The sequence below is a fragment of the Paraburkholderia sp. genome (assembly GCF_035948235.1).
Lineage (GTDB): Bacteria > Pseudomonadota > Gammaproteobacteria > Burkholderiales > Burkholderiaceae > Paraburkholderia.
The window spans coordinates 1-5,226 of the sequence record NZ_DASZJJ010000262.1; the positions used below are offsets into that span (position 1 = coordinate 1).

At 61.4% G+C, this 5,226-nt stretch carries 4 protein-coding genes; 1 reads left to right on the forward strand and 3 read right to left on the reverse strand.

The genetic code is table 11. The features are described 5' to 3' along the window. The 3 genes from VG320_RS22880 to VG320_RS22890 form a co-directional block, all read right to left on the reverse strand. Positions 1–1,786 (reverse strand): type I polyketide synthase (locus VG320_RS22880; protein WP_327202349.1); only part of this gene is annotated, 1,786 nt, incomplete at its 3' end. A 32-nt stretch (positions 1,787–1,818) separates the two neighbouring features. Continuing rightward, complete coding sequence (gene ccrA, locus VG320_RS22885) at positions 1,819–3,108, reverse strand: crotonyl-CoA carboxylase/reductase (protein ID WP_327202350.1); 1,290 nt, start codon at positions 3,106–3,108, stop codon at positions 1,819–1,821. 59 nt (positions 3,109–3,167) lie between these two features. Then, a complete protein-coding gene (locus tag VG320_RS22890) occupies positions 3,168–3,926 on the reverse strand; it encodes a glucose 1-dehydrogenase (RefSeq protein ID WP_327202351.1) in 759 nt (252 codons plus the stop codon). A 122-nt stretch (positions 3,927–4,048) separates the two neighbouring features. Between VG320_RS22890 and VG320_RS22895 the strand changes: the two genes are divergently transcribed. Then, positions 4,049–5,212: a carboxymuconolactone decarboxylase family protein gene (locus VG320_RS22895; RefSeq protein ID WP_327202352.1), complete on the forward strand. Its 1,164-nt coding sequence runs from the start codon at positions 4,049–4,051 to the stop codon at positions 5,210–5,212. The last annotated feature ends 14 nt before the right edge of the window (positions 5,213–5,226 follow it).

Below are 5,226 nucleotides of genomic sequence, written 5' to 3' on the forward strand. Positions count from 1 at the left end.
CCGGATGATGGCGCACCGAGGCGGCGTCGCGACCCATGATCGCGTCGAGCACGGCGCGCGCCGTGTCGGCATCGAGATGGCGCAGACACGCGTCCACATGCTTGCGAAAGAACCCATTGCCGTTATAAAGATCGCCGCCCATGCCCGACTGCCACGCACCCTGCCCCGGCACGAGAAACGCCAGACGCGGCTTGCGCGGCTGCTCGCCCGCGTGCCATTGCCCCGAAGGATTCGCCGCGAGAAAGGCATCCAGTCCCGCAATGAAGTCTTCCTTCGTCGTGCCAATCAATGCCACGCGATGATCAAAGTGATCGCGCCGTACGCTCGCGGTATGGCAGGCATCGCGCAGCGCTGCCGAGGGGTTGTGGAACCACTCACGCCACGCCAATGCAAGGCGCTGACGCGCTTGCGGCGATCGTGCAGAGAGCGTCAGCACACGTTCGCGCGCGACGTTGGCGCTGGCATCCGGCACATTCATCGCATCCGGCGCGGCCAGAATCAGATGCACGTTGGTGCCCGTAATGCCGAATCCGCTCACGCCGACCAGCGCCTCGCCATCGCCGAGTGCTGTGCTTTGCCGTGCGATGTCGAGTTGCGCGCCTTCCCAGTGAAAGCGCGGATTCGGCGTTTCGAAGTTCACCTGCGCGGGCACGTGCCGATGACGCAGGATCAGCATGGCCTTGATAAAACCGGCCATGCCCGCTGCACCTTCCAGGTGACCGACCTGTGACTTGACCGAGCCAACAAGAATCGGCTTGCCCCGCTTGACGCCGCGCGTGTAAACGTTTCGGAGTGCTGCCAGTTCGATCGGATCGCCCAGTGACGTACCGGTGCCATGTGCTTCAACATAGGAGACGGCTTCGGCGGCCACGCCAGCGCGCGCCAGGGCGCGCCGGATCACCGCTTCCTGGGCGGCGCCGTTGGGCGCGGTCAGGCCGTTGCTCGCGCCGTCGCTGTTGAGGGCCGATCCGGTCAGCACGGCATCGATGCGCTCGCCGTGCGCCAGCGCGTCGTCCAGACGCTTCATCACGATCACGCCACCGCCTTCGCCGCGGATATAGCCATCGGCCTGCGCATCGAAAGGACGGCACACGCCCGAAGGCGACATCGCCTGAAGCCGCGCGACACCGATTGTTTCTTCCGGCCCGAGGATCAGGTTCACGCCGCCCGCGATGGCCACATCGCAGTCGCCGGCCTGCAGACTCTGCGCCGCAAGATGGATGGCGACAAGTGACGACGAGCAGGTCGTATCGACAAAGATCGCCGGGCCGGTCAAGCCCAGCACGTGCGCTACGCGGCCCGGCGCCATCGCGCGCAGGTTGCCGAGCTTCGAATACGTGGTAATGCCCGCAGGGTCGCCTGACCAGACGGTGCGACGGCCATAGTCGGCCTCGCCGGTCGTCATGAAAACGCCAACGCTCTTGCCGCGCAACTGGCCCGGAGCAAGACCCGCGTTTTCGAGCGCCGTCCACGCGAGTTCGAGCATCCAGCGCTGCTGGGGATCCATTTCAACGGCTTCCGCGGCCGAGGTGCGGAAGAACTTGTGGTCGAAGAAAAACGGATCGTCGACATAACCGGCGACGCGCGAATAGGTCGTGCCAGGCGCGTACGGATCTGCCGAATAGAATGCGTCGATATCGAAGCGCTCGCGCGGCGTCTCGCGAATCGCACTACGTCCGGAATTGAGAAACGCCCAATAACTCGAGGCGCACGACGCGCCGCCCGGAAAGCGGCACGACATGCCAATGATGGCAACCCGACCGGAGGGCGCGCTGGACTGGCTCATGGAGGTCTCGCTGCTGGAAGAGGTCTGCATGTCTAGTGGTGACCCGCCGCGTCGAGATCGTCACTGCTGCTCGCCTGCACCAGCACGGCCATATTGCCCGGCAGATGCTGATTGCTGCGGATCTTCGCGTGGGCCTCCGGCAGACGGTCCCACGCAAACACCTCGGAAAGACACGGATCGATCTTGCCGCTCATCACGAGCCGGTTCGCCTGCGCGGCTTCCTTGAGGCTCGCGAAGTGGCTGCCCTGGATGCGCTTCTGGCGCATCCATACGTAACGCGCATCGCAAGTCAGGTCATAACCGCTGGTAGCCGCGCAGAATACGACCATGCCGCCGCGCTTCACCACATAGCAGGACGGTGCAAAAGTGTTGCGCCCGGGATGCTCGAACACCATGTCGACGTCGCGCTTTTCGCCCAGTGCATCCCAGATCGCCTTGCCAAACTTTTTCACGCCGTCGATATAGGACGCGTAGGCCGCCGTTTCATCGACGGGCGGCGGCGCGCCCCAGCAGGAAAACTGCGAACGGTTGATCACGCCGACCGCGCCCAGGCTCCTGACAAACCCGGCTTTCGAATCATCGGAAACCACGGCAACAGGGCGAGCACCCGCCAGCGCCGCAAGCTGGATCGCCATCGTGCCAAGACCGCCCGCCGCCCCCCATATGAGCACCGACTGGCCCGGTGACAGCGCGTGCGGCTTGTGACCGAACAGCATGCGATATGCCGTGGCAAGCGTGAGCGTATAGCAGGCGCTCGCGGCCCACGTAAGATGCTTCGGGCGCGGCATCAATTGCGTGGCCTGTACGCGCGCGAATTGCGCGAACGAGCCGTGGGTCGTCTCGTAACCCCAGATGCGTTGTGAAGGCGAAAGCATGGGGTCGCCACCGTTGCACTCCTCGTCCTCGCCATCCACCTGCGAGCAATGCGCAACCACTTCGTCGCCCACCTTCCACTTGCGCACATTGGCGCCCACCGCCCAGACGATGCCCGCAGCGTCCGAACCCGTGATGTGATAGGGATCGTCATGCAGATCCAGCACCGAGAACGGCTGGCCCAGCGCAGCCCATACGCCGTTGTAGTTGACGCCCGCCGCCATCACGAGAATCAGCACTTCGTTTGCGCCAATCGACGGCACCGGGACGACTTCCCTGGTGAACGCGCCCTGCGGTTCACCGTGATTCTCACGACGGATCGTCCACGCATGCATGGTTCTGGGCACGACGCCCAGCGGCACCGCACGGCCGATAGCGAACAACTCGGGTTGATCGGCACTGGTTTCGACGACAGCATCCAACACTTCGGCATCCATATCGATATCCATGAAAGAATTGCTTCTAAAGGCATAGCGTTCGCGCTACAACCCTTGTGACTACGCGAAGATCACGCGGCGATCATGCCGCCGTCCACCGACAGCGCAGTGCCGGTCATGAATGAAGACGCGCCGCTTGCAAGGAACAGAACGCCTTGCGCAATTTCTTCTTCCGTGCCCAGACGCCCCACGGGGTGAAAGCTCTTGATCTGGTCGGTCATCTGGGTTTCGCCCAAAAACTTTTCGACCATAGCGGTGGCGACAAAAGCCGGGCAGATCGCGTTGACGCGAATATTCTGCTTCGCATATTCAAGCGCAGCCGCTTTCGTCAGCCCGATAATGCCGGCCTTCGAGGCGTGATAGGCGCATCCTCCGAACGCCGATGCCACGAGGCCATAAGTTGACGACATATTGACAATCGCGCCGCCGCCCGCTTTCAACAGCTCGGGAATTTCATATTTCATCGACAGAAACATGCCCTTCAGGTTGATGTCCACGACGAAATCCCAATTCGCTTCGTCGGTCTGCGCTACCGGTTTGCCGAATTGCTCGACGCCAGCATTATTGAAAGCAATGTCCAGCTTGCCGAAAGCGCGCACGGTCTGCTCGACCGCATTCGCGCAGTCCTCGGCCTTCGAAACATCGGTTTTGACAAACACGGCTTCGCCGCCCGCCTGACGGATTTCCTGCACGACAGCGAGCCCTTCTTCGCTGCGACGCGACGCAATCGCAACCTTCGCGCCTTCTTGCGCAAACAGCAATGCCGTCGTCCGACCGATACCCGAACTTCCTCCCGTTACTAGGGCGACCTTCTCTTGAAGCTTCAGCACAGCATTCTCCCGGTTACGTTGTACGACAGATCAATTAGGCATCCTTCGATCTATTCAGCATCGACAGCGATGATGGATATTGCGTATCGGGGAGGATTCTAGGCGGCAAAAATCACGCTTCGATGGAAGTTCACAAAAGTTCAGAATTGAAGATCAGCCCCACGAATATGATGCAGAGCGTCCTTCATTTCCACTTTCATTCGAACTGGATTTATATGCATGCGCAACGAATATCCCGGCATGAAACCGGAATGTCCACTATCCGCAAGATAGGCGACGAGGGCTTCAACAGCCTTAGCGCTGCACTTGATAGCCTTGATCCCGATTTCAAGAAACTGCTTATCGAAGGCGCCTACGCAGATATCATCGCGCGCCCCAATCTTTCACTCAAATATCGCGAGCTTATTACCGTCGCAGTACTAACGACAATGGGCAACGCCGAGCCCGCACTCAAATATCATGCGGGCGGCATGCTGAATACGGGCTGGACACCCGAAGCCCTGCTCGAAACCGTCACGCTTACGCTCGCCTATGCGGGCGCGCCAGTAGCGATAACGGGCGCGCGGGTCGTCACGACCTTGCTGGCGCAGCGCGGTCTCGTCGTTCATCGCGACCTGCATCGCTACGCCCACGACACATTGCCTGACAGGCCGCGAGTTCAGTCGGCTTTCAAATCTTCGGACGCACTGACGAAAAAGGATCGGCAACTCGCTACGCTCGCCATCGTCATGGCCCAAGGGAATCAGCATGCGCTCATCCGGCAACATCTGAAGGCATGCTTGCTGCTCGGATGGAAGCGCAACGAGCTAACTGAAGTGCTGATCCAGCTAACGGGCTACATCGGTTGGCCGATCGTGCTGCCACTGACGCGCGTAGCACTCGACGTATTCGCTGCCACCGCCAGCCAGGCTACTGGAGAAGATCCCGCTGCATCGACTGGCATTGCGGACATGTCCGCAGAGATAGCACACTGTCTGGATGAGTTCGAGATGACGGTAGCCCGATCCGAATCGCCCGAAGAGGCAAAGGCGCGGCAACTCACGGATATCGCCTGCCTGACCTGCCTTGCGCGCAACGCCGACGCGCAAACGCTCGCCGCACACGTGCGCGAAGCGCTTGCACTGGGCATTTCCAGGCGCGAAATCATCACCGCCATCACGCGCTGCCACGCTCATGCGGGCGTGCCCGCTGTGCAATCGGCGCTGCGCATCGCCAACACGGCGTTCGAGGCCAGCAGTCACTCAGAGCGCAACACAAGCGAAGACGCCGAACTGCTGTCGCGATGACCACATCACCCGGC

Bases quoted from the DNA above. Each gene is read 5' to 3' on its own strand.
- VG320_RS22895 (WP_327202352.1), top strand. From the start codon at position 4,049: ATGGAAGTTCACAAAAGTTCAGAATTGAAGATCAGCCCCACGAATATG.
- ccrA (WP_327202350.1), bottom strand. From the start codon at position 3,108: ATGGATATCGATATGGATGCCGAAGTGTTGGATGCTGTCGTCGAAACC.